Origin of the sequence: Sulfoacidibacillus ferrooxidans (assembly GCF_022606465.1) — a bacterium.
Taxonomy (GTDB): domain Bacteria; phylum Bacillota; class Bacilli; order Alicyclobacillales; family SLC66; genus Sulfoacidibacillus; species Sulfoacidibacillus ferrooxidans.
The window spans coordinates 1-2409 of record NZ_JALBUF010000045.1 but is presented as its reverse complement, the minus strand read 5'-3'; the positions used below and the strand labels follow the sequence as shown (position 1 = coordinate 2409).

Genomic DNA, 2409 nt, shown 5'->3' with positions numbered 1-2409 from the left:
TCCACATCTTGTGCTTCAGGAACTGCAAGCCAGCGGTCTACTTCCGCTTTGACTTGATTTCCCTCTTCGATGAGTGACTTCATGTGCTTAGTAATAGCGGCATTGTGAGACTCTACTTTGATGCGAATCTCCTGCACCTTCGCTGGCTGTAAGGGTTGCCCACAAGTTGGACATGTGTCCTCCAGCGTTTGCAAACTACTTTTGAGTGCTTCGTATGATGCCCTCAACGATTTTTTTCGTGCTTCAAGCTGTGCAATCATGGTAGGCCGTTGTTTGGACTCACCAGTTGTACTAGCCAAAGCCTCTTTGTCCTGTACGTATTGTTGACGTCGAACATCATTGATGCGTTTGTTCGGCTTTTGAGGAGGCACACTTGCAAGTAAACTCGCTGCCATGCTCCTTTGGCCTTCTAAATTTTTTATTTCATCTTGTTGGGTCCGAAGCTCTTTCCGGTATTTATCCAGCAGTAAAGCTACTGAATCTAGTCCTCCAAGCATCGGAAACGATGAAATAGCTTCTCGCTCTTTGGCTGTTAGAGACACAAGCACAGCGGATCGATCCACATCGTGAATACACTTTCCAATGACGGTACGCGCATCCTTGGGTTCGAGCTGGCTAAAGTAGCCAGGATAGAACATCGAAAGGAAGTCACGCACTTCACCAAACAGGGTAGGCACGATTCCACGATCATCTTTGTGGCCGTTAACAAGCAAAGCGTTGAGCTTCCCTTTGATACGAGAAATACTCATGACCTCACCTGCATCTGTCACGCAGTCGATCGTCACGGACATGTCCTTTTTTCCCAAGCGCAAAAGCTTTTGATCTTGCTTACTGACACCTGTGATATCTGTGCCAAATAAACACCATACCATCGCTTCTGCAATCGTTGTTTTCCCTGTTCCGTTTTTGCCCATCACAACCGTTTGGTTGTGAAAGGTATAGGTTTGTTGCTCATAATTTTTAAAGTTAGCCATTGTTATTTGTTTAATGTTCATATCGGAACCCCTCCAATGGTTGGTTTGAATCACAAGCCACGGAGTCCCGTGCAGGCTTGTGTGAATCCCGCACGGTGGGAATGAATGATATGGTGTAGCTATTTTCTTTGACTACCTCTGATTAAAGATCGAATCAAAAAGGCAGATCGTCAACATTGATAGAAGTATTCACATCCTCAAACGGATCCTCATCCCACTTGTTTGTGGGTTGTGATGCTTGTGCCTGAGTGATGGGTACGGGTTTTGAATGACTCGTCGCCCCATCCTCATGCGGCTTGTCCAGAAAGCGAACGTTTTGCGCGATCACTTCGGGAACTCGATGTTTTTGTCCATCTTTTTCATATTGTCGAATCTGTAGCGTACCATCGACTGCGGCTAAACGTCCTTTTCCAAGGTATTGAGCGCACAATTCGCCGAGTTTTTGCCATACGACAATATTGATAAAGTCCGTTTCGCGTTCTCCAGCCTGATTCGCACGTTGGCGTTCGACCGCTAAGGTGAACGAAGCAACCGCAGTACCAGAATTGGTGTAGCGCAGTTCGGGATCTTTTGTCAGACGACCAATTAAAATGACTTTGTTTAGCATGAGTAACTCCACCTTTGTTTTGTTTTTTTAGGCAGGCACGATCATTTCAAGTTCGACACGTCCCGGCCAGCGAATGGAAGGCATCGTCTTAAACCATACAGCAATGCCCTCTTGGAAAATTTTCGTGTCTTCGATAACGGTTAGATTATCCGTTATCGCCTCTATCACTTCGCCACTTGGTTGCAGTAAGCGTATCTTGGCAACCAAATCATGCGATCCTTTTTTGCTTTTCACTTCTCGTCCTGCATAAGCTGCACGCGAATATTCTTCCGTATCGCTGATGAAAGACTCTGGTTCTTCTGATGGTACTGCGTCTACCATATTGTTCTCCACGTACAAATCTTCCGGAAGCTCATCGAGCTGTACAGGTTCAACAGCCGGTGCAAAGGCCGCTGAAATCATCGGCGCTTGCTGGATGAAATCCATGAGTTTCATATTCTCGATTTTGAGGTCAAGAATATAGACCGTTTTTGTTTTTCCTCCAGGCGCTACCACCTTGGGTACAAGTCGCAGTGTCAAGGGAATCATTTTAATCCGTCCACCCGTTAAGGCTCGGATCATCGCAATGGATGAGTTGAGGTTGACGGTCGTATGAAACGACGTGCTGTCAATCTGCCAAACTCCTATTCCCTCCACTTCTGGAAGGAAGAATTGGAGTCTACCTAGCTCCTTGCATTGTCCTGCTTGATACACGGGACAATCTTTATAGGCGCAGGTGATTTTCTCGTATCCTCCACTTTCTTGCAAACGGTCAGCGGTGTATCCGTCGCCTTTGCAAAACAACTTCGAAAGAGGCGGTTTCCCTTTGTACGAGCTTAGATATTGTGG

General features: G+C 46.3%; 3 protein-coding genes. All 3 read right to left on the bottom strand.

The genetic code is table 11. The features are described from left to right. A partial coding sequence (locus tag MM817_RS16220; RefSeq protein ID WP_241717068.1) for an AAA family ATPase occupies window positions 1-995 on the bottom strand: 995 nt, incomplete at its 3' end. A 133-nt stretch (window positions 996-1128) separates the two neighbouring features. After that, window positions 1129-1581, bottom strand: a complete 453-nt coding sequence (locus tag MM817_RS16215) for a single-stranded DNA-binding protein (RefSeq protein ID WP_241717066.1) — start codon at window positions 1579-1581, stop codon at window positions 1129-1131. A gap of 27 nt (window positions 1582-1608) precedes the next feature. Further along, a partial coding sequence (locus tag MM817_RS16210; RefSeq protein ID WP_241717064.1) for a recombination directionality factor occupies window positions 1609-2409 on the bottom strand: 801 nt, incomplete at its 5' end.

What these genes read in the sequence shown, in the direction of transcription:
- MM817_RS16215 (WP_241717066.1), bottom strand. Translation starts at nt 1,581, where the DNA reads ATGCTAAACAAAGTCATTTTAATTGGTCGTCTGACAAAAGATCCCGAA.